The 23,458-nt window shown below is 72.2% G+C and carries 23 protein-coding genes; 7 read left to right on the top strand and 16 right to left on the bottom strand.

The window, feature by feature from the left end; genetic code table 11:
- Positions 1–3 precede the first annotated feature (3 nt).
- The 3 genes from AC2H4J_RS20645 to AC2H4J_RS20635 are packed head-to-tail and all read left to right on the top strand — an operon-like array spanning position 4 to position 3,814.
- Positions 4–966 (top strand): alpha/beta hydrolase, encoded by a 963-nt coding sequence (locus tag AC2H4J_RS20645; protein ID WP_487466787.1) that lies wholly within the window; start codon positions 4–6, stop codon positions 964–966.
- Positions 963–2,432, top strand: a complete 1,470-nt coding sequence (locus tag AC2H4J_RS20640) for an aldehyde dehydrogenase (RefSeq protein WP_487466786.1) — start codon at positions 963–965, stop codon at positions 2,430–2,432. Before AC2H4J_RS20645 ends, AC2H4J_RS20640 begins: the two co-directional genes overlap by 4 nt.
- On the top strand, positions 2,429–3,814 hold the full coding sequence (locus AC2H4J_RS20635) for a DUF1254 domain-containing protein (RefSeq protein WP_487466785.1): 1,386 nt from the start codon (positions 2,429–2,431) through the stop codon (positions 3,812–3,814). Before AC2H4J_RS20640 ends, AC2H4J_RS20635 begins: the two co-directional genes overlap by 4 nt.
- Here the strand turns inward: AC2H4J_RS20635 and AC2H4J_RS20630 are convergent, their stop codons facing one another.
- The 12 genes from AC2H4J_RS20630 to AC2H4J_RS20575 form a co-directional block, all read right to left on the bottom strand.
- Positions 3,815–5,248 carry a DUF1254 domain-containing protein gene (locus tag AC2H4J_RS20630; protein WP_487466784.1) on the bottom strand — a complete coding sequence of 478 codons (1,434 nt, stop codon included), beginning with the start codon at positions 5,246–5,248 and terminating at the stop codon, positions 3,815–3,817.
- Positions 5,242–5,826, bottom strand: a complete 585-nt coding sequence (locus AC2H4J_RS20625) for a cysteine hydrolase family protein (RefSeq protein ID WP_487466783.1) — start codon at positions 5,824–5,826, stop codon at positions 5,242–5,244. The genes AC2H4J_RS20630 and AC2H4J_RS20625 overlap by 7 nt, the downstream gene beginning before the upstream one ends.
- A complete protein-coding gene (locus tag AC2H4J_RS20620; RefSeq protein ID WP_487466782.1) occupies positions 5,823–6,581 on the bottom strand; it encodes an SDR family NAD(P)-dependent oxidoreductase in 759 nt (252 codons plus the stop codon). The genes AC2H4J_RS20625 and AC2H4J_RS20620 overlap by 4 nt, the downstream gene beginning before the upstream one ends.
- Positions 6,578–7,348: an enoyl-CoA hydratase/isomerase family protein gene (locus AC2H4J_RS20615; RefSeq protein ID WP_487466781.1), complete on the bottom strand. Its 771-nt coding sequence runs from the start codon at positions 7,346–7,348 to the stop codon at positions 6,578–6,580. Before AC2H4J_RS20615 ends, AC2H4J_RS20620 begins: the two co-directional genes overlap by 4 nt.
- Positions 7,341–8,171, bottom strand: a complete 831-nt coding sequence (locus tag AC2H4J_RS20610; protein ID WP_487466780.1) for an amidohydrolase family protein — start codon at positions 8,169–8,171, stop codon at positions 7,341–7,343. The genes AC2H4J_RS20615 and AC2H4J_RS20610 overlap by 8 nt, the downstream gene beginning before the upstream one ends.
- Positions 8,168–8,941, bottom strand: a complete 774-nt coding sequence (locus AC2H4J_RS20605) for an SDR family NAD(P)-dependent oxidoreductase (RefSeq protein WP_487466779.1) — start codon at positions 8,939–8,941, stop codon at positions 8,168–8,170. The genes AC2H4J_RS20610 and AC2H4J_RS20605 overlap by 4 nt, the downstream gene beginning before the upstream one ends.
- Positions 8,938–10,155 (bottom strand): CaiB/BaiF CoA transferase family protein, encoded by a 1,218-nt coding sequence (locus AC2H4J_RS20600; RefSeq protein WP_487466778.1) that lies wholly within the window; start codon positions 10,153–10,155, stop codon positions 8,938–8,940. Before AC2H4J_RS20600 ends, AC2H4J_RS20605 begins: the two co-directional genes overlap by 4 nt.
- A complete protein-coding gene (locus tag AC2H4J_RS20595) occupies positions 10,152–10,703 on the bottom strand; it encodes a MaoC family dehydratase (protein WP_487466777.1) in 552 nt (183 codons plus the stop codon). Before AC2H4J_RS20595 ends, AC2H4J_RS20600 begins: the two co-directional genes overlap by 4 nt.
- Before the next feature lies 1 nt (position 10,704).
- The gene (locus AC2H4J_RS20590) at positions 10,705–11,601 is read right to left on the bottom strand and encodes an HpcH/HpaI aldolase/citrate lyase family protein (protein WP_487466776.1); all 897 of its coding nucleotides are present in this window, start codon (positions 11,599–11,601) and stop codon (positions 10,705–10,707) included.
- The gene (locus tag AC2H4J_RS20585; RefSeq protein WP_487466775.1) at positions 11,601–12,767 is read right to left on the bottom strand and encodes an acyl-CoA dehydrogenase family protein; all 1,167 of its coding nucleotides are present in this window, start codon (positions 12,765–12,767) and stop codon (positions 11,601–11,603) included. The genes AC2H4J_RS20590 and AC2H4J_RS20585 overlap by 1 nt, the downstream gene beginning before the upstream one ends.
- A 7-nt stretch (positions 12,768–12,774) precedes the next feature.
- Positions 12,775–14,430, bottom strand: coding sequence for an AMP-binding protein (locus AC2H4J_RS20580; protein ID WP_487466774.1), 1,656 nt, complete (start codon positions 14,428–14,430; stop codon positions 12,775–12,777).
- A 76-nt stretch (positions 14,431–14,506) separates the two neighbouring features.
- Positions 14,507–15,592, bottom strand: coding sequence for a Zn-dependent alcohol dehydrogenase (locus AC2H4J_RS20575; RefSeq protein WP_487466773.1), 1,086 nt, complete (start codon positions 15,590–15,592; stop codon positions 14,507–14,509).
- A 126-nt stretch (positions 15,593–15,718) separates the two neighbouring features.
- On the opposite strand from AC2H4J_RS20575, the gene AC2H4J_RS20570 reads away from it, so the two are divergent.
- Positions 15,719–16,465 (top strand): SDR family NAD(P)-dependent oxidoreductase, encoded by a 747-nt coding sequence (locus AC2H4J_RS20570; protein ID WP_487466772.1) that lies wholly within the window; start codon positions 15,719–15,721, stop codon positions 16,463–16,465.
- 7 nt (positions 16,466–16,472) lie between these two features.
- On the opposite strand, the gene AC2H4J_RS20565 is transcribed toward AC2H4J_RS20570, so the two are convergent.
- Positions 16,473–17,606 carry an acyl-CoA dehydrogenase family protein gene (locus AC2H4J_RS20565; protein ID WP_487466771.1) on the bottom strand — a complete coding sequence of 378 codons (1,134 nt, stop codon included), beginning with the start codon at positions 17,604–17,606 and terminating at the stop codon, positions 16,473–16,475.
- Positions 17,607–17,641: 35 nt separating this feature from the next.
- Positions 17,642–18,400 (bottom strand): SDR family NAD(P)-dependent oxidoreductase, encoded by a 759-nt coding sequence (locus tag AC2H4J_RS20560; protein ID WP_487466770.1) that lies wholly within the window; start codon positions 18,398–18,400, stop codon positions 17,642–17,644.
- 66 nt (positions 18,401–18,466) lie between these two features.
- On the opposite strand from AC2H4J_RS20560, the gene AC2H4J_RS20555 reads away from it, so the two are divergent.
- Positions 18,467–19,660: a thiolase family protein gene (locus AC2H4J_RS20555; protein ID WP_487466769.1), complete on the top strand. Its 1,194-nt coding sequence runs from the start codon at positions 18,467–18,469 to the stop codon at positions 19,658–19,660.
- Positions 19,661–19,662: 2 nt separating this feature from the next.
- Positions 19,663–20,427, top strand: coding sequence for an SDR family NAD(P)-dependent oxidoreductase (locus AC2H4J_RS20550; RefSeq protein WP_487466768.1), 765 nt, complete (start codon positions 19,663–19,665; stop codon positions 20,425–20,427).
- A gap of 33 nt (positions 20,428–20,460) precedes the next feature.
- Here AC2H4J_RS20550 and AC2H4J_RS20545 read toward each other — a convergent pair whose 3' ends face one another.
- Complete coding sequence (locus AC2H4J_RS20545; protein ID WP_487466767.1) at positions 20,461–21,213, bottom strand: FadR/GntR family transcriptional regulator; 753 nt, start codon at positions 21,211–21,213, stop codon at positions 20,461–20,463.
- A 122-nt stretch (positions 21,214–21,335) separates the two neighbouring features.
- Here AC2H4J_RS20545 and AC2H4J_RS20540 point away from each other — a divergent pair, with 122 nt between their 5' ends.
- Positions 21,336–22,619 carry an ArsB/NhaD family transporter gene (locus AC2H4J_RS20540; protein ID WP_487466766.1) on the top strand — a complete coding sequence of 428 codons (1,284 nt, stop codon included), beginning with the start codon at positions 21,336–21,338 and terminating at the stop codon, positions 22,617–22,619.
- Here AC2H4J_RS20540 and AC2H4J_RS20535 read toward each other — a convergent pair.
- Positions 22,601–23,458 carry a MaoC/PaaZ C-terminal domain-containing protein gene (locus AC2H4J_RS20535; protein WP_487466765.1) on the bottom strand — a complete coding sequence of 286 codons (858 nt, stop codon included), beginning with the start codon at positions 23,456–23,458 and terminating at the stop codon, positions 22,601–22,603. The genes AC2H4J_RS20540 and AC2H4J_RS20535 overlap by 19 nt on opposite strands.

The raw sequence follows: 23,458 nt of genomic DNA, 5'->3' as shown, positions 1-23,458 counted from the left end.
GCCGTGACCGACACGCTCCCCCGGTCGCTCGACCCGCAGTTCGCCGCGCTGCTCGGCGCGGCGGCAGCCGCGGGCGCGCCGCCGCTGACCGCGCTGACCCCCGAGGAGGCCAGGGCACGCATCAGCGCCGGCGACGGGCTGATGGCCCCCGGCCCCGAGTTGGCCGGCGTCCGCGACCTTCCCGTGCCCGGCGGGGCCGGACCGGTGCCCGCGCGGCTGTACCCCGCGCCCGGCGGTGCGCCGGTGGCCACGCTGGTCTACCTGCACGGCGGCGGCTGGGTGACCGGCGACCTGGAGCACAGCGACGCGCTGTGCCGGCACCTCGCCGCGGAGGCCGGCTGCACGGTGCTGTCCCTGGACTACCGGCTGGCGCCCGAGCACCCGTTCCCCGCACCGCTGGAGGACGCCTGGGCGGCGTTGCGCTGGGCGGCCGACGAGCTGGCCGACGGCGGACCGTTGGCGATCGCCGGCGACAGCGCCGGTGGTGCGCTGGCCGCGGCCTGCGCGCTGCGGGCCCGCGACGAGAGCGGGCCTGCGCTGGCCGCGCAGTTGCTCGTGTACCCCGTGCTGGACGCCGACCTCGACCGGCCCTCGTACCACGGCGAGGTCGCCGGGATGGGCCGCGCGGAGATGGTCTGGTTCTGGGACCACTACCTGCCCGACGTCGCGGCCCGCACCGACCCCCGCGCCTCCCCGCTGCGTGCCGGCACCCTGGCCGGGCTGCCGCCGGCGGTGCTCGTGGTCGCCGGCCTCGATCCCCTGCGGGACGAGGAGCTGGCCTACGCCGACGCGCTCACCCGGGCCGGCGTCCCGGTGCGGCTGCACCGCCTGCGGGGTCTGGTCCACGGCTTCCTCCGCTTCACCGCCCGCGTGGAGTCGGCGGCCGCCGTCGTTCCCCTCATCACGTCCGACCTGCGCGCACTTCTCGCACCCCCCACCCACCCGACGAACGAGGTAACGGCATGAACACCCAGCAACTGTGGCTCGGCGGACGCTGGCAGTCCGCCACCGGCGGCCAGGAGATCGACGTCGTCAACCCTGCCGGGCTCGAACCCGTCGCGCGGGTGCAACTGGCCTCCATCGACGATATGGACCGCGCGATCGGCCTGGCCCGGGAGACGTTCGACTCCGGGGTGTGGCGGGACCGCACGCCGGACGAGCGCGGCGCGGTACTGCGCGACGCCGCCGACCGGCTGGAGAAGCGGCTGCCGGAGCTGGCGCGGCTGCTCACGGCCGAGCTCGGCTGCCCGCTGTGGTTCTCCGAGCGCGCGCACGTGCCCAATCCGATCCGTCACCTGCGTTACTACGCCGACCTGATCACCGGCCGCAACTTCGACGACGTCCGCAGCGACGGTGCCAACACGAGCATCGTGGTCGAGGAGCCGGTGGGGGTGGTCGCTGCGATCACCCCCTGGAACGGCCCGCTCAGCTCGCCCACGATCAAGGTGGCGCCGGCGCTGGCCGCCGGCTGCTCGGTGGTGGTGAAGCCCTCTCGCGAGACGCCGTTGACGATCATGGCGCTGGGCGAGGCCCTCGCGGAGGCGGGGCTCCCCGAAGGGGTGCTCTCGATCCTGCCGTCGGGCCGCGAGGCCGGCGACCACCTGCTCCGGCACCCGGACGTCGACAAGATCGGGTTCACCGGCAGCACCGAGACCGGCAAGATGATCATGAAGATCTGCGCCGACCGGATGGCCCGCGTCACCCTGGAGCTCGGCGGCAAGTCCGCCGCCGTCGTCCTCCCCGACGCCGACATCGACGCGATGGTCAAGGCGATCCTGCCCATGGCGCTGAGCGTCAACGGGCAGCTGTGCATCGCGCAGTCCCGCGTCCTGGTCCCGCGCGGGCGCGAGGCCGATGCCCGGGACGCGCTGGCCGCCGCCATCGCCGCGCTCAAGGTCGGCGACCCGATGGACCCCGAGACGTTCATCGGCCCGCTGGTGAGCTCCGGGCAGCGCGACAACGTGGAGCGGTACCTCGACATCGCCCGCGCGGAGGGCGCCGACATCGCGACCGGCGGGAATCGCCCGGAGTCGGTCGGGAAGGGCTGGTACGTCGAGCCGACCCTCCTGGCCTCGGTCACCAACGCCATGCGCGTGGCCCAGGAGGAGATCTTCGGCCCGGTCATCGCACTGATCGCCTACGACGACGTCGACGACGCCGTGGGTCTGGCCAACGACTCCCCCTATGGGCTGTCGGGCTCGGTCTGGTCCGCCGACGTGGACGTCGCGCTCGGGGTGGCGCGGCGGATCCGCACGGGCATGGTCAGCATCAACGGCGCCCCGCAGGCCTGGGGGACGCCGTTCGGCGGCTACAAGCAGTCGGGCATCGGCCGGGAGATGGGTCCCGAGGGGCTGCAGACCTACATCGAGAAGAAGTCGATCGCCCTCCCCCCGCGCACCGAGGACCCGCTCATCGGTCTGGTCGACGCGTGACCGCGGACCTCGGCGGTGCGACGACGGCGCTGCCTGCGTCGACCGCCGAGGTCTTCGCGGCGGACTCCTCGTCGCCCTACGACCTGGCCCTGCGCGCCTACGTGTGGGGGTTCCCCTACGTCGAGGCCGCCCGGCTGCGACAGCGGCGGACCCTGCCCGACGACCCGTTCGTCCCCCCGGGCCCCACGTCGCCGGGCGCACCGCTGAACAACCTCGGGCGGCAGCGCCGGCCGTCGGATCCCTCCTACCGCGCGGGGGTCGGGGTGAGTACCGACACCCTGTACTGCTCGGCCTGGCTGGACCTCGCCCACGAGCCCCTGGTCCTGGAGTCCCCTCGCATCCCGGACCGCTACTACGCCTTCCAGTTCGCGCACTCCGACACGTCGTCGGAGGTGGCCCTCGGATCGCGGACGCACGGGGAGCAGCTGCCGCCCGTGCTGATCACCGGTCCGTCCTACGACGGACCGGTGCCGGACGGGCTGGCGCGTGTGCGCAGCACGACCCGGTACCTCAACCTGCCGGGGCGGATGCTGGTCGACCCGGGCCGCCCCGACGACCTGGCGGCCGTGCACGCCCTCCAGGACGGCGTCCGGCTGCGGACGCTCCGCCGCTTCCTCGCCGGTGACGACGGCCCGAACCCCGTGCCCGCACAGCGCCCCCTCGCGCCGCCGGACGCCCTCGACGCGCGCCTGGCCTTCCTCGGCGAGCTGGGGACCGTGGTCCGCGAGGAGGTGTTCGGGTACCCGGACGCGGAGTTCCTCGAGACCCTCGCCGGTATCGGGCTGACTCCGGCCGGTGGGTTCGACGACGCCCTGTCGCCGGCGGACCGGGCGCAGGTACTCCGCGGGCTCGCCGACGGGCGGCGGATCGTGGCGGCCAAGGCGCGCGACCTGGGACGGACCGTCAACGGTTGGACGGTGAACCCCACCGGGCCCCGGTTCGGTGCGGACCACCTGCTGCGAGCCGCGGTCACCCGCGACCAGATCTACGTGACCGTGCCCGAGGAGGGCCTCTACCCGGTGGCCCATGTGGACGGCGACGGCCGCCAGTTGTCGGGCGACTCCCGGTACGGGGTCCGGTTCCCCGTCGGCGCCGAGCCACCGGCCCGGGCCTTCTGGTCGGTGACGCTGTACGACGAGCACGGCTTCCTGGTGCCGAACGTCGCGCACCGGTACGCCGTCGGGGACCGCACCCCGGGCCTGCTCCGAGGCTCCGACGGGTCCCTGACGCTCACCGTCTCGCCGGAACCGCCGGATGAGCCCGCGAACTGGCTGCCGGCACCAGAGGGGGCCTTCTACCTCATGATGCGGCTGTTCGCGCCCGATCTCCCGGCCTTCGACACCTGGCGGCCGCCGGCGGTGGAACGGCTCGGACCGCGCTGACTACCCAGCGCCGCCGAGGGTCCGCCGGACCGGCGGCGGAGCCCACTCGCCGGCCAGCACCTCCGAGCAGGCGAGGTAGGCACGGATCACCAGGTAGAACGGCCCGGCCGGTACCGGCACCCAGATCCCGGGGGTCCCCGGCTCCGGCCGGTCAACGGCGAGCAGCACCTCGACCGGTCCCGGCCGCCCCGCGACCAGGGGATCCTGGTCGTTGAGCCCGTAGCGGTCCAGCGGGTTGGGATGGAGGTCCTGCGTGCCGGCGTCGTAGACCGTGAGCGACCAGAACCCGTCGACCGGTGGCGGCTCCAGCGACATGACGTAGCCGCCCCGTCCGCCGTCAAGGACCTCTCCCCCACCGTCGACGAAGGTCGTGAACGACGCGTTCTCCTCCCGCACGGTCGCGCCGAGACCGACCAGATTGGTGGCCGCGCGGTGCAGGTAGTTGAAGCCGTACGAGCCCGAGTGCAGTGTGCGCCAGCCGGTGCCACCCGGAGCGGGCATCCCCCGCTGCGCACGCACACCGGCGGCCAGCCGCAACCCGAGGCGGTAACCGTCTTCCACGGCCGCGGCCAGCACGTCGTCCCAGGCGCCGGGGTCCAGGGGCTCGTCCGCACCGACGCCCAGCCCGCGGTAGCGGTGCACGAGCGCGTCCTCCTGCACCGGGCTTCCGTTGCGACGGAGGACCTCGTCGAGGATCGCGAGGAACGCGGCGCCGTCCAGCTCGTCGTCGGGGGGCGGCGGCACGACGAACGGTGTGGGGGCTGGATCGCGCACGGCCGGCGGGGTGAGGCGGACGCCGTCCTGGAGCCGGTGCACCGCCGGCGCATCGGCGGCCCCGCGCACCAGGATCCGCATGAGCAGCCAGACGTACGGGGTGGCAACCCGGAACACCGGGACGCCGTCCAGCTGCTCGGGGCCGGACCACCGCGCCGGCACCACGGCGACGCGCCCTCCGTCGGGCCCGAGCGTCCGGGTGCTCAGATTGGTGGCGTTGCTGTACGCGTCGAGGAAGTGCAGCGTGTAGTACCGCGTGCCCATGGCCGGGACGTCGATGACGACGGGACCAGCCGAGAGGTCCAGCCACGCGTGCGAGTAGAGCGTGTCCACGTTGGCGGTGGTGAACGCCGCGTATCCCGGACGGGCGAGCTCCCGGTCATGCCGAAGCCGGTTGAAGCCGACGTAGGTCGAGTCGGCCGTGTCGATCGCGTGGCGGTACATCTGCCGGTACTGCAGCACCGCGGCCAGCCCGTAGACGGTCGCGTCCGTGGCCAGCCCGGTGGCCCAGGAGCGCCGCAGCTCGGGGTCGGCCGGGACGATGTCGGGCAGCTCGGTCGCCCGCAGGAGGTCCACCTCGGTGAGCGGGTAACTCGGCTGCGGTTGTCGCGGATAGCCCGCCATGAGGCCGGGCCACCGACGGGCCCCTGCGTTCACCATCGAGCCATCGCCTCCCGCCAGGGCAGCACCGTGCCGAACGCGCCGTCGATCGAGTCGAGCGCCGCCCGGTGCCGATGACCGAGCGCCGTGGTCGCGTCCTCCGCAACGACGACGCGGTAGCCGAGCTGGGTCGCCGTGCGGGCGGTGGTCTCCACGCAACCGTTGGTCGCGACCCCGGTGAGCAGCAGCTCCTCCACACCCAGCCGGCGCAGCACGAGGTCCAGCTCCGTGTACAGGAAGCAGTCGAAGCGCGGCTTGTCGATGACGGTGTCCTCGGGGCCGGGTGCCAGCTCGCGGAAGATCTCGGTGTCCGCCGTCCCCCAGCGGAAGCAACCGGGGCCGAAGGCCGCCTCGATCGCCGGGTCCACGTCCACGCCGTTCAGGTGCCAGCCGTAGCGGGTGTAGACGACAGGGACGCCGGCCGCCCGCGCAGCCGCGAGCAACCGCACGTGCGCGGCGACGACGTCCGGGACGTCTTCCAGGACCAGTCCCGCCCGGGCACCGCTGCCGTGGGGCGAGCAGAAGCCGGTCTGCATGTCGATGACCAGCAGGACGGTCCTCGCAGGCGGGGGGGTCAACCCCGTGCCCCGACGGCGCCGTCCACGGTGAGGGACGCTCCGGAGACGTAGGAGGCGAGATCGGAGCAGAGGTAGACGACCGCTCCGGCGACGTCGGCGGGTTCCGCCGCGCGGCCGAGCGGGAACGCGGCCCGCACGTCCGGCCGGGTGAGCACCTGCTCGTCGACCCGCATCATGGCCGTGTCCACCGCTCCCGGATGGACCGCGTTGACGCGGATGCCCCGAGGTGCGAGCTCCTGGGCGAGCGCATAGGTCAGCGACTGCACCGCGCCCTTCGACGCGTGGTAGCTGGCGTGCCCGACCGAGCCGCGGTACGAGGCGACCGAGGCCAGGTTGACGATCGAACCACCTCGCCCCATGGCGGCGGCCGCCACCTGGCAGCCGAAGAAGGTGCCGCGGACGTTGACGTCGACCATCAGGTCGAACTCGTCCTCGGTCACCTCCAGGAAGTCCTCACGCCGGAAGATGCCGGCGCAGTTCACCATCGCCGTCAGCCCGCCCCAGCGGTCGGCCGCCCCGACGGCGGCGGCCAGGTCCGCCCGCCGCCGGACGTCGGTGGCCACGAAGTCCGACTCGGTGCCCCGCTCTCCCAGCACGTCGACCGTCGTCGGGCCGCCCTCCCGGGGTTCGGGGCGCAGGTCGGCGACGACGACGGCACGGGCACCGTGCTCGGCGAGGGCCAGCGCCGTCCGCCGGCCGATGCCGCTGGCCGCCCCGGTGACGACGGCGACGCAGCCGTCGAGCAGACCGGTCACGCGTCCGGCGGGGGGAACTGCGGCCTGCGCTTCTCGAGGAAGGCCTGCGCCCCCTCGGCCATGTCGGGGCTTCCGATCGCCTGGACGAGCATGCCGAGACCGGTCGAGAACGAGTCGCGGGCGGCGTTCCACCACATGTTGGAGCTGACCTTGGCGATCTCGAGGTAGCGCGGCGAGAGCACGGAGATCTCGGCCACCAGCGCGTCCACCGCGGCGACCAGCTCGTCGTCCGGGACGACGGAGTTGACCAGCCCCAGCTCCAGCGCCTGCGCGGCGGTGTACCGCCGGCACAGGAACGCCATCTCCTTGGCCCGCTTCTCGCCGATCTGGACGCCGAGCACGTTGGTGGCGCCGGTGACCGGTGCGCTGCCCACGCGGGGGCCGGTCTGCCCGAAGGTCGCCGACTCGGCCGCGATCGCCAGGTCGCAGGCGATCACCAGCTCGTTACCGCCGCCCGCGGCCGGCCCGTTGACCGCGGCGATCACCGGTCGCGGGCTCTGCCGGATCGCATCGAAGAGCCGCAGGGAGCTGCGGTACAGCCCCCGCATCGTCGTCACATCGGGCTCGGCGAGGTTGCCCAGCGCACCGCCGGCGCAGAAGCTGCCGGGCACCCCGGTGATCACGATCGCCCGGCTACTGGTCGCACCCTCGATCGCCTCGACGATCGCCGTCGACATGGCCGGGTCGAACGCGTTGCGCCGGTCGGGCCGGTTGAGGGTGATCCAGGTGGCGCCGCCCCGCTGGTCCACCAGCACGTCGTCAGCCACGGGAGACCTCCTCGATCGGACCGGGTGCCGGCTCGCCCTCGGCGATGCCCATCAGCCGGGCGAAGTTGCCGCCGAGGATGCCGGCGGTGGTCTCGTCGTCGTAGCCGAGCGAACGGATGGCGGCGATCTCCTTCGCGGGGTCGGCCATCGGCCAGTCCGAGCCGAAGACGATCCGGTCGGCGCCGTGCCGGTCGATGATGGCGCGCACCCGCTCGGGCGCGAGCTCGGCCATCGTGGGCGGCCAGGAGGTCTCGAGGTACACGTTCTCCCCGAGCACCTCCTCCTCGGCCTCCTCCAGCCGGTGGTAGCCGCCGAAGTGGCAGGCGATCAGCTTCAGGTCGCGGAACTGCCGGACGATGTCGCGGATCATCTTCGGTGTCGCGCGCTCGTTGCTCTCCGCGTCGCCGCCCTTGCCGACGTGCGCGATGACCGCGATCTCGGAGCCGAACGCCTCGAGGATGTCCCACACCCGGCGGTCGTCGTAGGCGAAGCCCTGGAACAACGAGTGCAGCTTGACCCCGGGGATGCCGTTGCTGCGCAGCGACGCCAGGTTCTCCTCGACGGACAGGTCGGGGTGCACGGTGCCGAAGCCCAGCAGTCGTCCGCCACGGCTGCGCGCGACGAACCGGTTGACGCCGTCGACGTACTTGGCGGTGTCGGCGATTCCGAGCAGCACCCCGCGGTCGACGCCGGAGGCCTCCAGCACCGTCGGCAGGGTGGAGATCTTCCCGTCGCCGACCCGGGGCAGCTGCGGCACGCGCGGGCCGAGGGCCCGCTCGGCGATCGCGTCGGGCCAGGCATGGCAGTGGACGTCGATGATCATGGCTGTCCTCCGTCGACGGTGATGACCGATCCGGTGGTGAACGAGGACCAGTCGCCGGCCAGGTAGAGCGCGGTCCCGACGATCTCCTGCGGCTCCCCGCCCCGGCGCATCGCGAAGCCCGCGGCGCGGCGGCCGAAGGCGTCCATGTCCCAGGCCGCGCTGACGTCGGTGAGGAAGGTTCCGCACATGATGGCGTTGACCCGCACGGTCGGCCCGAAGGCATGCGCCAGGCCGACGGTGATCGCGTTCAGCCCGGCCTTGGCCGCGGCGTAGGGCACGATGTCGGCCCGCGGCCGCACGGCCCCGGTGCTCGACACGTTGATGATCGAGCCGCCGTCGCCGGCCGCCATCCGGGTGCCGATCAGCGCGGCCAACCGGAACGGGCCCTTGAGGTTGACCCCGAGCACCTTGTCGAACAGCAGCTCGCTGACATCGGCGACGGTGTCGTAGCGCGGTGACATCCCGGCGTTGTTCACCAGGACGTCGACCTTGCCGAACTCGCCGTACGCCGTCTCGACGAGCTCGTCGAGGGCGTCCCAGCGGCCGACGTGCGCCGACACCGGCAGGGCCCGGCGGCCGGTCTGCTCGCGCACCTCCGCCGCCGCCTTCTCGCAGCTCTCCAGGTCGCGGCTGGCGATGACGACGTCCGCCCCGGCATGGGCGAGCCCGAGCACGATCTCCCGGCCCAGCCCCCGGCTGCCGCCGGTGACCAGGGCGACCCTGCCGCTGAGGTCGAGCGTCGGCCCGGGCCGGGCCGCGGGGGCGGTCATGCCGGCACCCGCTCCGGGCCGATCACGCCGGCGCGGTCGAGCTCGGCCAGCTCGTCCGACGACAGGCCCAGCAGCTCGACGAGGCCCTGTTCCGTGTGCTCCCCGATCTCGGGCACGCCGTCGTAGAGCGGCCCCGCGTAGCTGCCCAGGTGGAGCACCGGTCCGGGCACGAGCGCCTTCGGCCCGAGCACGGTGCCGGCCATCTCCACCAGGGTCCGATCGAGGAAGTGCGGGTCCTCGACGACGTCGCGGGAGTCGTTCACCGGCGCGGCGACGACCTCGGACTTCTCGAGGTCGGCGAGGACCTCGTCACGCGGCCGCTCGGCGACCCACACCTTGACGTGCTCCTGCAGCTCGTCGTTGTTCTCCATCCGCGCGACGTTGGTCGCGTACCGAGGGTCGTCGCAGAACTCCGGCCGCCCCATCGCCTTGAACAGCCGCATGGCGATCGTCTGATTGGAGGCCGCGATGGCCAGCCACGAGCCGTCGGCGGCCTGGTAGATGCCCCGGGGCGACGCCGAGCCCGAGCCGTTGCCCACGCGCTGCTGGACGTGCCCGCTGGCGGTGTAGTTGAGCACCATGTCGCCGAGGATGAACATCAGCGGCTCGTAGAGCGCCACGTCGACGACGTCGCCCCGACCGGTGCGGTCGCGGTTGAACAGAGCGGTCATGGTGCCGAAGGCGGCCGAGAGACCGGCGATGGAGTCCGCGAAGCCGAACGGCGGCGAGGTCGGCGGCGAGTCCGGCCAGCCGTTGATGAAGGCGAACCCGCTGGCGGTCTCGGCGACCGTGCCGAAACCGGGGCGCTCCCGGTACGGACCGGTCTGCCCGAAGCCGGACACCCGCACCAGCACCAGGCCGGGGTTCTCGGCGGAGAGGACGTCGTAGCCCAGGCCCCAGTCCTCGAGCCGCCCCGGCCGGAAGGACTCGACGACGACGTCGACGCGGGCGGCCAGCCGGCGGACGAGCTCGCGCCCCTCGGGGCGCCGCAGGTCGATGCCGATCGACTCCTTGCCGGAGTTGAGCCGGGCGAACCCGATCGACAGCCCCTCGTGGCGGGGGGTCCACTGCCGGGCGAAGTCACCGGTGCGCGGGTCCTCCACCTTGATGACCCGGGCGCCGAAGTCACGGAGCATGCGACCGGCGGTCGGCGCCGCGTACATGGTGCCCAGCTCGAGGACGGTGATCCCGGTCAGGGGCGCGTTGTCGGTCATGGGTTCTGCCTCTCGGGGACTGCCGTCGGGAGGGGTGTTCCGGCGTCGCTGGAGGAACTGCCGGAGGTGGACGCGAGCGCGGGGATGCTGCCGCCGTTCTCGGGGGACTTGGTCATGAGGCCGACGCGGGTGCAGACCATCACCAGCTCGTCGCGCTGGTTGTAGCCGCGGTGCTCGAACCAGACGATGCCGCTGTCGGTGCGGCTGCGGCTCTCGCGCTTGTCGAGGATCGTGGTCTCGCCGCGCAAGGTGTCGCCGTGGAAGACCGGGTTGGGGAACTTCACGTAGTCGTAGCCGAGGTTGCCCAGCGTCGTCCCGAACGTCAGCTCCAGCACGTGGAAGCCACCGACGAGGGCGAGGGTGAAGAGGCTGTTGAACAGCGGGCGCCCGTGCGGGGTGGTCTTCGCGAACTCGTGGTCGAGGTGCAGCGGCTGGGTGTTCATCGTCAGCGACGTGAACAGCACGTTGTCCGACTCGGTCACGGTCCGGGTGAACGGGTGGCGGTAGACCCGGCCGACCTCGAACTCCTCGAAGTAGAGGCCGCGCATGTCAGCCCTCCCCTCCTGCCGCACCGGGCAGGGCCCGGGCGAGCTCGAGCCAGTCGCGCGCGGTGTCGACGTGGGCCTTGTCGATGTGCACCCCGCGGTAGCGGACGGCGCCGTGGCCGGCGGCGGCGGCCTCCTCGTAGGTGGCGATCAGCCCCTCGTGGAAGGCGACGTCGTCGGCGGTCGGGCTGAACGCCTCGTTGACCACCGGCACGTGGCTCGGGTGGATGACGACCATCCCGCGGAAGCCCAGCTGCCGGCCGTGCTCGGCGAACGCCTTCAGCCCGGCGAGGTCGTCGAGTTTCTCCCACAGGCCGGTGAGCGGGTGGATGCCCGCCTCGCGGCAGGCCAGCAGGATCCGGCTGCGCAGGTAGAGCGTCTCCAGGCCCTCGGGCGTCCACTGGTAGCCGACCGCGCGGGCGATGTCCGCGTGCTCCGCCGTCGGGCCGATCATCGCGCCCACCCGCGGCGAGGCCGCCGCGATCTCCCGGGCGTCGTGGATCGCCCCGATCATCTCGACCGGCACGATGTACTCCAGGCCGGTCACGCCGTTGCGCGCCTCGAAGTGGTCGAGCAGGGCGTCATAGCGCAGAACGTCGGTGGCGGTGCTGATCTTCGGTGCGAAGACCCCGGTCAGCCCGGGGACGACGACGGCTTCCAGGTCGGCCCCGGTGAGCTTGGTGTCCAGGGGGTTGACCCGCACGAACACGCCCACGCGCGGGTCCTTCTCGCGGACGGTCCGGATCGAGTCGGCCACGGTCTGCCGGGCACCGGCCTTGAGGTCGGCCGGCACGGAGTCCTCGAGGTCGAGGACGACACAGTCGGCGCCGGCAGCCAGCGCTTTGTCGATCCAGGCGGGCTTGTGGCCCGGAACGAAGAGGATGGTGCGGTACGGGACCATCAGTAGCTCCGGGGCAGGCCGAGCACGTGCTCGGCGGTGTAGTTGAGGACCATCTCCTGGCTGATCGGGGCGATCCGCATGAGCCGCGCCTCGCGGAAGTACCGCTCGACGTGGAACTCCTTGCCGTAGCCGAACCCGCCGTGCACCTGCAGAGCGACGTCGGCGGCGTAGAAACCGGCCTCCGCGCAGAGGAACTTGGCCGCGTTGGCCTCCCGGCCGCAGGGCAGTCCGCGGTCGACCATCCAGGCCGCCTTCTGGACGACCTGCTCCGCGGCGTCGAGCCGGATCCGCGCCTCGGCGAGCTGGAACGCGATGCCCTGGTTCTGGCCGATCGGCCGGCCGAACACCTCCCGCTGCTTCGCGTACTCGGTGCCCCGGCGCAGCGCCGCCTTGCCGATGCCGAGCGCCGCGTTCGAGGCGATCACCCGCTCGGCGTTCAGCCCGCCGAGGATCGTGCGGAAGCCGTGTCCGACCTCTCCCACGACGTCCTCGTCGGCGACGAACAGGCCGTCGATGAACAGCTCGTTGGTGTCGACGGCGTTGCGGCCCATCTTGGGGATCGGCCGGATCTGCACGCGGTCGCGGTCGATCGGCGCGAACAGCAGGGTCATGCCGGCGGTCCGCTTCGCGCCCGGTTCCCGGGGGCTGGTGCGGCAGAGCAGCAGCATGCGCTGCGCCTCCTGCGCCTTGGTGATCCACACCTTCTTGCCGGAGACCAGCCAGCCGCCGTCGACCTTGCGGGCGGTCGTGGTGATGTTCGTGGTGTCCGTACCGGCGTCGGGCTCGGTGACGGCGAAGGAGACGTGCAGGTCGCCGCTGGCCGCCTGCGGGAGGAAGCGCCGCTTCAGCGACTCCGAGCCGTGCTCGATGATCGGGTGGAAGCCGAAGATGCCGATGTGCACGGCACTGCAGCCGCCCATGCCGGCGCCGGAGGCCGAGATCTCCTGCTCGACGATCGCCGCCTCGGTCACGCCGAGTCCGCCGCCGCCGTACTCCTCGGGGATGGTCAGGCCGAGCCAGCCTGCCTTCTGCACCGCCGCGTAGAACTCCCAGGGGAACTCGTGCGAGGTGTCGTGCTCCATCCAGTACTCGTCCGGGAAGTCCCTGCACATGGCCCGGACGGCCTCGCGGATCTCCCGGTGCAGCGGGTCCTCGGTGTAGTCCATGGCCGGCTCAGCGCGCGCCGGCCGGGACCGGGACGAGCCGGTCGGCGGTGTCCTCGGTGATGCCGAGGGCCCGGAGCTGGGCCTTCTGCACCTTCTCCGACGGGGTCTTGGGCAGTTCGTCGACGATCCGGATGAACCGCGGGACGGCGAAGTTGGGGATGCGCCCCTCGCACCAGTCCCACAGCTCGGCGGCATCGACGGGGGCCGTCGCGACGACGTAGGCCATGACCTCGTCCTCGCCGGCCTCGGAGTCGGCGGCCACCGCGATGACGGCGCACTCGACGACCGACGGGTGCGAGAGCAGCCCCTGCTCCACCTCGTAGGAGCTGATGTTCTCGCCCCGGCGGCGCAGCGCGTCCTTGTACCGGTCGACGAAGTAGTACCAGCCGTCGGCGTCCTTGCGGAGCGCGTCGCCGGTGTGGAACCAGAGGTTGCGCCAGGCCTCGACGGTCTTCTCCGGCATGCCGAAGTAGCCCATCGAGCAGGTCCACGGGTTCTTCGGACGGACGACGAGCTCCCCGACCTCGCCGATCGCGACCTCACGGTCGGTCTCGGGGTCGACCAGCCGGACGTCGAACCAGTCGGCGGCCTGCAGTCCGGCGGCGCCGGCCGGCCGGTCCTCACCGTAGGGCGACAGGATCGGCGCGCTGGTCTCCGTGAGGCCGAAGACCTCGGTGAACGCCTCGATGCCGAAGCGCTTCTTGAAGCCCTCGAGGATCGAGGTCGCCGTCGGGGCGGCGAAGACGGTGCGCAGCACGTTGTCGGCGTCGTCCGGCCGCTCCGCCTGCTTCCAGACGAAGTCCATCATCACGCCGATCAGGTTGGTGGCCGTCACCCGCGACTCCCGCAGGTGGTCGACCCAGCGGCTCGCGCTGAACTTCGGCCGGCAGACCAGCCGGGCGCCGGCGATCAGCGCCGGGTAGGCCGCCATGAACTGGGCGTTGCCGTGGAACAGCGGGGTGCAGGTGAAGTAGACGTCGTCCGGGGTGAGCCGCTGGAGGGAGACCACCTCCTGGCCGAAGAAGTACATCTGCGCGTGCGGCATCGCCACCCCCTTGGACGGGCCGGTCGTGCCGGAGGTGAAGAAGATGGACGCGAGGTCACGCGGCCGGGGGCTCACGAACTCCGCACCCGGACGCGCACCCGCGGCCAGCTCGTCCCACGGCGCGGCCGACCACCCGGCGTCACGCAGCGTCTGCAGCGCCTGCTCCAGGGTGCCGGTGTCGATCACCCAGAAGCGCTCGATGACCCGGGCGGGCTCGCCGACGGCGACGAACTTGGCTGCCTGGACGTCGTCGATGACCGCCCACCGCGGAGCCGAGGTGACCATCTGGTGCTCGAGGAAGACGCCCTCGTAGGCGGTGTTGATCGGCACCTCGACGGTGCCGCCGAGCCCCGTTCCGAGCCAGGTGCGCAGGAACTGCGAGGAGTTCGCCGCCATGACCAGCACCCGGTCGCCGGCGAGCGCGCCGGCCTCAGCGAGTCGGTCGGCGACCGACTCCGCCTGCTCCAGGGTCTGCGCGTAAGTGAAGGTCAGGTCCTCCTCCGGCAGGTCCAGGAAGACCGACTCCGGACGGCGGTCCGCGTGGTGCCGGAGCACCGTCCCCACCGTCCAGTCGTCCTGATCGGCGAAGTTCGGCACCAGTTCCGTGTACGTCCGCATGTGCATCCCGTCCGTGTCGCTGCGCGTGACGCCAGCTTAGCTAACCATGATTAGGTTTACCAGCTTTTCTTATGCATCAACCGGCGAAGGTGATGACCGAACGAGCCGCCTCGCCCGTGTCCAGCGCCTCCATGGCGGCATTGACTCCATCGAGCCCGATCTCGGCCGACATGAGGTCGTCGAGCCGGATGCGGCCGTCCAGGTAGAGCCGGCAGTACAGGGGGATGTCGAGCCGGAAGCGGCTCGAGCCGAGCTTGGTGCCCTGCAGCCGCTTCTCGAGCAGCAACTCGACGGCGGGCAGCGAGATCCGGTGCTCGGGGCGGGCGACGCCGATCACCGTCGCCGTGCCGCGCGTGCGCAGCATCGCGAAAGCCTGCTCGATCGTGGTCGGGATGCCGACCACCTCCAGCGCGTGGTCCACACCCCCGCCGGTGAGCTCGCGCACCGCCTCGACCGGGTCGGCGGAGCTCGCGTCCACGACATCGGTCGCACCGAACTCGCGGGCCAATGCCAGCTTGGCGGGCAGCCGGTCCACGGCGATGATCCGCGAGGCGCCGGCGAACCGCGCGGCCTGCACGGCATTGAGACCCACTCCCCCGCAACCGATCACGGCCACGGTCTGCCCCGGCTGCACGCGGGCGGTGTTGAGCACCCCGCCCATGCCGGTGATGACGGCACAGCCGAGCAGGGCCGCCCGATCCAGGGGCATCTCCTCCGGGACCTTCACCACCGCCCGCTCGTGCACGAGCATGGTCTCGGCGAAGCCGCCCAGTCCGACGAACGCGTCCACGTCGGCGCCGTCGAGCGTGAGCCGCGGCGGCTGGCCGGCGGGCCGGGCACGCCGCTTGTCGTCGCAGTGCTGCAGCAGCCCGCGCATGCACCACTCGCAGGTGCCACAGAACGCCGAGGGGCAGGTGACGACCGGGTCACCGGGCTTGACGTAGGTGACCGCCGAGCCGACCCGCTCGACGATGCCGGCAGCCTCGTGACCCAGCACCAGCGGCAGCGTCAGCGGCTGCGCGCCGAGCTGCATGGTCCGGTCGGTGTGGCACACGCCGGAGGCGACGGTGCGGATGATCACCTCGTCCGGCGCCGGGTCCGCCACATGCACGTCGAGCACCTCGAGCGGCGCGTGGAACTTCGTCAGGACTGCTGCCTTCACCGTGGGTCCTCCTCGATGTACGGGACGTCTCAAACATGTCATCTATGATCAGAGTTGGCAAGCGTCGCATAACGACCGTTCTCTGAACACTTCGAGGGTCGCGGAGTCCGTGGCCGAGGAGGCTCCATGGCGCAGGACCGCATCGCACTGGTGACCGGCGCGGGGTCGGGCATCGGGCGTGCCACCGCCCTGCAGCTCGCCGGCACCGGCGCGTGCGTCGCGGCGCTCGACCTCTCCGCCGCGTCGGCGGAGGCGACCGCGGACGTCGTCCGGGAACTGGGCGGCGAAGCAGTCGCCGTCCCGGTCGACGTGACGGACGCCGACGCGGTCGAGCAGGCGGTCGGCAACGTGGTCGCCGAGTGGGGCGGCCTGCACGTCGCGGTGAACTGCGCCGGGGTGGGTGGTCCCGCCGTGCCGGTCGCCGACTACGGCGCCGACGACTGGCGGCGGGTCCTGGCGGTCAACCTCGACGGCACCTTCTACTGCCTGCGCGAGGAGATCCGGGCGATGCGCGCGACCGGCGGCGGGGGCGCCGTCGTCAACGTGGCGTCGATCTTCGGCGCGGCCGGTGCACCGCTCGCCCCGGCGTACACCGCCGCCAAGCACGGCGTCCTCGGCCTGACCCGGTCGGCGGCGCAGGCCCACGCCCCCGACGGCATCCGCGTCACGGCCGTGGGGCCCGGCTTCGTCGACACCCCGATGCTGCAGGCGCGCACCGACGAGCCGGCCCGCGCCGCCCTGGCCGCGCGGCACCCGCTCGGGCGGCTGGCCGAGCCGGACGAGGTCGCCGCCCTCATCGTCTGGCTGACCAGCGACGCAGCCTCGTTCGTCACGGGCTCGTTCCATCCGGTCGACGGCGGCTTCCTGGCCTGAGGGCCGGTCAGGCGCGCGGTGCGCGGGTGAGCGTCTTGGCCAGCTGACCGAGCAGCACCTCGTTGCCGCCCTCGTAGATGCGCATCGGCCGCGCGTTGCGGTACAGCCGCTCGATCGTCGAGCCGGTGACCACCCCGAAGCGGCCCATCATCTGCACGCAGCGGTCGGCGACGCGGCCGGCGGTCTCGGTGGCCGCCACCTTGGCCATCGACGACCAGTGGAGAGCACCGAGCGGGTCGGCCGCGGCGCGGGTCGCCGCGGCGTAGGTCATGAGGCGGGCCTGCTCCACCTCCATCCAGGAGGTGCCGAGCAGCTGCGGCATGGGACCGAGCCGGGCCAGCGTGCTGCCGAACTGCTCGCGGGACGTCGTGTGGGCCACCGCCTCGTCGAGCGCTGCCTGGGCCAGGCCGACGGCGGAGCCGGCCACCGACACCCGGAAGGTCGCCAGCGTCTGGAGCACCAGCGGAAAGGCCTGCCCCTGCGTACCGACGCGGGAGTCCAGCGGCACGCGCACGTCCTCGAGGACGACGTCGCCGATGATGTGCGGCGCGATCAGGTCGGGTCCGGACGTGATCCGGACGCCGGGGGTGTCGGTCGGGACGAAGACCAGCGAGTAGCCGTCGCCCTCCTTGGCCAGGATGACGACGAACGCGGCGGACGGCGCGTTGGTGATGAACGACTTGTGCCCGTTGACGACCAGCTCGCCGTCCCGCTCCACGACGGTGGTGGTGATCGACTTCAGATCGGAACCGACCTGCGGCTCGGTGAGGCCGAGCGCCGCGATCGCGTCCAGCTCGACGACCCGCGGCAGCCATTCCCGCTGGATCCGCTCGCTGGCGGCCACCGCCAGACCGTAGGTGCCGATGCCCTGCATGGCGAACAGCGAGTCCAGGTGCGCCGAGACACCACCGAAGGCTTCGCGGACGACCGTGACGGCGAGGGAGTCGACCTTCTCGTCGAGTCCACCGTGGGCGGCCGGGACGGTCAGCCCGGCCAGCCCGCTCTCCCGCAGGGCGGCCCGCATGCCCTCGTGCACGGTGGTGGCGGCGTCGGCCTCGGCGGCCTGCGAGCGGACCTTCTCCCCCACCTCGCGGGCGCGCTCGAGCAGGTCACGGTGGCGGTCGGGCAGGTCGAAGGTCACGGGTGCTCCTGGGATCGGGACGAAGAATGGAGAGGTCAGGTGGTCCAGCCGCCGTCGGCGGTGATGACGGCGCCGTTGAGGTAGGAGGAGGCCGGACCGAGGAGGAAGACGACCAGCTCGGCGATCTCTCCCGGCTCGGCGATGCGTCCCGCCGGGATCGTCGCCAGCATCGCGGCGCGCTCCTCGGGCGTGCGATCGTGCCCCTGCGCCATGTCGGTGGCCACGCCGCCGGGGCAGACGACGTTGGTCCGCACACCGAGGCGGCCGTGGGTCACGACCAGCGACTTGGTGAGCCCGATCACGCCGGCCTTCGTCGCGGAGTAGGCGGCCGTGGCGACGCCCATCGTCGTGCCGCCGACCGACGAGGTGTTGACGATCGCTCCCCCGCCGGCGGCGACCATTCCGGGCAGGACGTGCTTCGTCACCAGGAACGTGCCGGTCAGGTTGACCGCGAGGGTGCGCTGCCAGGCCTCGGTGGTTGCCTGGTCGACCGGGCCGTCGCCGCGGCCGTGCAGGCTGATGCCGGCACAGTTGTGCAGAGCGGTGACCGGACCGAGCTCGGCGGTCACGCGGTCCACGGCGGAGCGGACGGAGTCCTCGTCGGCCACGTCGCAGACGACCGGCAGCGCACCCAGCTGGTCGGCCAGGGAAGCCGTCGACTCGCGGTCGACCACGGCCACCCTGGCCCCAGCAGCGATGAGCCGCTCCGCGACGGCCGCGCCGATGCCGCGGGCCGCCCCGGTCACCAGCGCGACCGTTCCGTCGAGGCTCTCGGAAGAACGCGACTGCTGCACCCTTCCATGTTAAAGGTATTCATGTTTAAGCTGTCAATGCCGACGCCTCAGGAGAGAAGGACGAGCATGCCCGCAGCTGTCATCGTGGACGCTGTCCGCAGCCCCATGGGTCGCGGCAAGCCGGGTGGGGCGCTGTCCGGCGTCCACCCCGTCGACCTCCTCGCCCAGGTGCTCCAGGCCCTGGCCGTGCGCAACGATCTCGACCCGGGCTCGATCGACGACGTACTCGTCGGTTGCGTGGGACAGAACGGGGAACAGTCGGCGACCCCCGGCCGCCAGGCTGTCCTCGCCGCGGGCTGGCCCGAGCACGTGCCCTCGGTGACCATCGAGCGCAAGTGCGGATCCGGCCAGCAGGCCCTCGACTTCGCCGTGCAGGGCGTGATCGCCGGCGCCTACGACATCGTCGTGGCCGCCGGCGTCGAGTCGATGAGCCGGGTGCCGATGGGCTCGGCGCGCGGCGACGCCGACCCGCACGGGCCGCTCGTCGCCGCCCGGTACGCGCCGGGCCTGGTGCCCCAGGGCATCTCCGCCGAACTGGTGGCCGACAAGTGGGGCCTGTCCCGTGAGCGGCTCGACGCCTTCGCGGCGGCCTCGCACGAGCGGGCGGCGCGGGCGAGCGCCGACGGCGCGTTCGACCGGGAGATCGCGTCGATCACCACGCCCGACGGCACGGTCACCGCCGACGAGACCATCCGATCCGGCACCACCGTGGACAAGCTGGGCGCGCTCAAGCCCGCGTTCGCCACGAGCCCGCATGCGGCACGGTTCCCCGAGCTGGACTGGAAGATCACCGCCGGCAACTCCTCCCAGCTCACCGACGGCGCCGCCGCGCTGCTGGTCATGAGCGAGGAGCGCGCCGCCGCCCTGGGGCTCACCCCGCGGGCCCGGGTGGTCGCCACCGCGGTGACCGGTGACGACCCGCTGATGATGCTCACCGGGCCGATCCCCGCCACGCACAAGCTGCTCACGCGTTCCGGGCTCTCGATCGACGACATCGCCGCATTCGAGGTCAACGAGGCCTTCGCGTCGGTGCCGCTGGCCTGGCAGGCGGAGTTCGGCGTCAGCGACGACCGGCTCAACCCGCGCGGAGGCGCGATCGCGCTCGGCCACCCACTGGGCGCCTCCGGCGTCCGGCTGGCCACGACGCTGCTCGGTCACCTCGAGGACACCGGGGAGCGCTACGGGCTGCAGACGATGTGCGAGGCCGGGGGCATGGCCAACGCCCTGGTGCTCGAGAACCTGAGCTACGGAGGGAACTGACCATGGACGTGACAGCCGGCTCCGCCGTCGTCACCGGCGGGGCCTCCGGACTCGCCCTCGCCACCGCCCGGCGCCTGGTGGAGAAGGGCGTGCCCACGGTGATCGTGGACCTGCCGACCTCCGCAGGCGCCGAAGTGGCGAACGAGCTCGGCGGGAAGACGCGCTTCGTGCCCGCGGACGTCACCGACCCGGAGGCCGTGGCCGCCGCGGTCGAGGCGGCTGACGAGCTCGCTCCGCTACGCACCCTGGTGCACTGCGCCGGCCGCGGCGGGGCGATGCGCGTGGTGGACAAGGAGGGCAAGCCCGGCGATCTGGCCTTCTACGAGCAGATCGTCCGGGTCAACCTGATCGGCACGTTCAACGTGCTGAGCCAGGCAGCGGCGCGGATGGCCGCCCACGAGCCCGTCGACGGTGAGCGCGGTGTCTGCGTGCTGACCGCCTCGGTGGCCGCGTGGGAGGGCCAGATCGGCCAGCTGCCCTACGCCTCGGCCAAGGCCGGCATCGTCGGACTGACGCTCGTCGCCGCCCGCGACCTCTCCAGCAAGCTGATCCGGGTGGCCACGATCGCCCCGGGCACCTTCGACACCCCCATCCTCGCCCGGCTGCCGCAGAACGTGCGCGACTCGCTCGGCCAGATGACCCCGCACCCGCGGCGGCTGGGTCAGCCGGACGAGTTCGCCCGGCTGGCGATGGCGATCATCGACAACCCGATGCTCAACGGCGAGACGATCCGGCTCGACGGCGCGATCCGGATGCAGCCGAAGTAAGGAGGGGGCGGCGCCGGCCGACCGGCGCCGTCCTCACTTCCAGTCGACGACCTCGTCCATGAGCGGGCCCTTGCGCTTCCGCACGTACTCCGCGTATTCGAGCATGTGCTGGCGCATCAGCTTCTCGGCGTCGTCGGCCCGGCCCTCGCTGATGGCGGTGGCGATGTCCTGATGAACGCCCAGCACCTCGCGCCGCTTGGTCTTCGGAAAGAGCAGCCCGCTGACCTGGTCGTGGAAGATGTCCTCCAACGACATGGCCATCAGGTTGAGCACCGGGTTGCCAGACATCGAGGCGACCGTCTTGTGGAAGTCCTGGGTGGCGTCGAAGTAGGTGTCGTCGTCCTCGACCGCGACGCGCTTGGCGTCAGGGACGTCGAGTTCCTCGCCGCGGCGCTCGGCGGCCAACCGCGCCATCAGCGGCTCCATGACCAGACGCGCGTCGATCAGCTGCTGGAACGTCATGCCCGCCATGTGGAAGAACAGCGTCGACATGCGGCCGAAGTCGCGGGTGCGCACCTCGACGACCATCGGGCCGCCGTTGCGGCCTGGCTTCATCGTGATCAGTCCGTGCACCTCGAGGATGCGCAGCGCCTCGCGCAGCGACCCGCGCCCCACGCCGTAGTCATCGAGCATCTGCGCTTCGGAGGGCAGCAGCGTGCCCGGCGCCAGTTTGCGGGAGACGATCTCGTGCACGATCTCCTGCGCCAGAGCCTCGGCCACCTTCGCGCCGCGCTTGATCGGCCGCGGCGCCGAGCCGTCGTCGCGCGGACGCGAGGCGGTAGTCATCTGCCCAGGGTAGCGGCGCGGAACCGATCCGAGCCAGGAGTAATCCCTTATATTGGTTATTCTCTTCGAGCACGAAGTCCCCCTGACCGGGGGCGCTCCGAACCTCCCCCGGCGGTGCATGCATGACGGTGGTCGCGGTCGGGGTCTTCGTGGTCGCATACGTGTTGCTGGCCACCGAGCGCCTGCACCGCGTCCAGGTGGCGCTCGGCGGGGCCGGGCTGATCCTCGCGGCCGGCGTCCTCGACTTCGATGAAGCGGTCAACTCCCGCGAGACCGGCATCGACTGGAACGTCCTCTTCCTGCTGCTGGGCATGATGATCATCGTCGGCGTGCTGGGCCAGACCGGCGTCTTCCAGTACGCGGCCATCTGGGCGGCGAAGAAGGCGCGCGGGCGGCCGTTCCGCGTGATGACCCTGCTGGTCCTGCTCACCGCGATCGCGTCGGCACTCCTCGACAACGTCACGACGGTGCTGCTCGTCGCACCGGTGACGCTCGTGGTCTGCGACCGCCTGGGCGTCCCGCCGGTGCCCTTCCTCATCGCCGAGGTGTTCGCGTCCAACATCGGCGGGACGGCGACCCTCATCGGCGACCCGCCCAACATCATCATCGCCAGCCGGGGCGACCTGACCTTCAACGACTTCCTGGCGCATCTGACCCCGATCATCGTGGCGCTGGTGCTCGTCCTCATCGGGATGTGCCGGATCATGTTCCGGCACGCCTTCCGCTACGACTCGGTCCGGGCCGCCGAGGTCTGCGCGCTGGACGAGCGAACAGCCATCACCGACCGGCGGCTGCTGCTGAAGTCGGGCTCCGTCCTCGTCCTGGTCCTGGTCGGCTTCGTCCTGCACTCCCGGCTCGGCTACGAGCCCGCGGTCGTCGCCCTGCTCGGCGCCGGCATCCTCGTGCTCATCAGCGGCCTCCCGCCCAAGGAGTACCTGGTCGAGGTGGAGGCGCCCACGCTGCTCTTCTTCGCCGGCCTGTTCGTGATGGTGGGCGCCCTGATCAAGGTCGGCGTCATCGAGCAGCTGGCGACCTGGGTGGCCGACGCGACCCATGGGAGCCCGCAGACAGCCACCTTCCTGCTGCTCGGCGGCTCGGCGGCGCTCTCCGGCGTCATCGACAACATCCCCTACGTGGCCACGATGGCACCGCTGGTCGAGTCGGTCGCCCACCAGACGGGCAACCCCGGCAACGTGCTCTGGTGGGCCCTGGCGCTGGGGGCCGACCTCGGCGGCAACGCGACGGTGATCGGGGCCAGCGCGAACGTCGTCATGCTGGGACTGGCCGAGCGGAACGGCTACCGGATCGGCTTCTGGCAGTTCGCGAAGTACGGCTGCCTCGTCACGCTGGTCACCGTGCTGCTCTGCGTGCCCTACCTGTACCTCCGCTACTTCGCCTTCGCGTGAACGAGGCTCGCGACGCCGCGGTCGATGACGACCGTGCCGTCGCCGCGGAGGGTCTGGAAGAGCACCGTGCGGCCGTCGATCCAGAGCCGGACGTCGAGGGAGTCGCCCGGGAGGACCGGCGCCTTGAACCGGCCGCCCATCCCGGTGATCGCCCCGGGGGCGCCCTCGCCCGCCGCCGTCACGAGGGCGCGGCAGGTGAACCCGAAGGTGCACATCCCGTGCAGGATCGGCTGCGCGAACCCGCCTCGCGCCGCGAACCCGGGATCGGAGTGCAGCGGATTGCGGTCGCCGGTCAGCCGGTACAGCAGCGCCTGCTCCGGGCGGGTCGTGTAGGTGACGACGGCGTCGGGCGAGCGCGCCGGCGGCTGCCACTCGGGAGCACGCACCCGCTCTCCCCCGAAGCCGCCCTCACCCCGGATGAACGCGGCCGAGCGGGTGGTGAACAAGCTCCTGCCCGATGCCGGGTCCTGCCCCCGGACGGACGTCCACACCAGCGCGCCGTGGCCCTTGTCCTCGATCCCGGCGACCTCGGCGGTCAGTTCCACCCGGCCCGAGCTGGCCAGCGGGGCGTGCAGCTCCAGGTGCTGCTCGGCGTGCAGGAGCTGCGACCGGTCGAACTCGCCGATGTCCGGCCGCGGAACCCGCTGCGAGAGCAGCGCGGCGAAGCTGGGGAGCACCTGCTGGGCGACCCCGCTGGTGTTCTCGGTCGTGAGCGACAGTTCCCGGAGCGGCTCCTGGCCCGCACCGACCGCCACCGCGTAGAGCAGCGCGTCGTCCGAGGTCCAGGACACCTCGACCGGATCGCTGACGCGGCCGACGGCCCGAGGATCGACCGCCAC

It is taken from the genome of Blastococcus sp. OS1-29 (assembly GCF_057628075.1).
The sequence above is the reverse complement of the archived record's forward strand: the minus strand, read 5'-3'. Positions and strand labels throughout refer to the sequence as shown.